This window comes from Pseudomonas tehranensis (assembly GCF_014268615.1).
Taxonomy (GTDB): Bacteria; Pseudomonadota; Gammaproteobacteria; order Pseudomonadales; family Pseudomonadaceae; genus Aquipseudomonas; species Aquipseudomonas tehranensis.
Map to the genome: position 1 here is coordinate 1 of NZ_JABWQV010000487.1, position 696 is coordinate 696.

1 protein-coding gene and 1 pseudogene are annotated in these 696 nt (G+C 58.2%); both read left to right on the forward strand.

Annotated elements, in window-relative coordinates; translation table 11 throughout:
- The first annotated feature begins 199 nt into the window (after positions 1 to 199).
- Positions 200 to 412 carry a hypothetical protein gene (locus HU811_RS27105; protein WP_003187072.1) on the forward strand — a complete coding sequence of 71 codons (213 nt, stop codon included), beginning with the start codon at positions 200 to 202 and terminating at the stop codon, positions 410 to 412.
- Between the two features lie 71 nt (positions 413 to 483).
- A pseudogene (locus tag HU811_RS27560) lies at positions 484 to 651 on the forward strand (DUF6124 family protein); the annotation flags it as partial.
- Positions 652 to 696 lie beyond the last annotated feature (45 nt).

Here is a 696-nt window from a genome sequence, read left to right on the forward strand (position 1 = left end):
TGTGCGCATGGCGCCTTCGGGCGCGCCGGTTTGGGTATGTCACCGGTCTACTAACCCGCGCATAGCTGTCACCCTGCTCTCCACCGTCGTAAAAAACATCAACAACGAGTCCCTGCTCGCCAACCTCAGCGAAACCCTGGCCGGCGCCCTTGTGTTGACTCTTGATGAGTAATAACCTCATTTCAGAGGTGATCAAAAAATGAGCAAATTGAAAGCAACCCAAAGCGGTAAGGCCGGCAAGCACAAAGGGCAAGACACCTTTGGCTGCTTGTACGTGCGCGGCTTGCGCAAAGCTCGTGTCACTAGCTCGATGGATCTGCGGATGCTCGACCGCATCCGTCGTGGTTCGTCCGATGAGCCAGAGGGTGCGCTCGCTGGTTCGCGTCAGACCAAGCTTTCTGCCAGTGCGTAAGACCACGACAGAGTGAGAACTGGGCGACCTTGGTCGCCTTTTTTGTGTTTATCCTGTGACGGCCAATAGCCCTGCCCGCCCATCTCAGCGAAAACCTGGCATCCGCCGACGCAATGATCAGCAATCTGGCCTTCGACCTGGAAGGCCCCCGCCGCCACATCGCCCTCGGCATCCAGCAATTGATCGAACTGAGTTCACTGCTGGCCAGCCGTGTGCTGGATAACGTCGACCCGCGCTAACCGTAACACCACCAACCCCTGTGGCGAGGGAGCTTGCTCCCGCTG

Excerpts from the sequence above, each read along its gene's own strand:
- HU811_RS27105 (WP_003187072.1), top strand. The coding sequence starts at position 200 with ATGAGCAAATTGAAAGCAACCCAAAGCGGTAAGGCCGGCAAGCACAAA.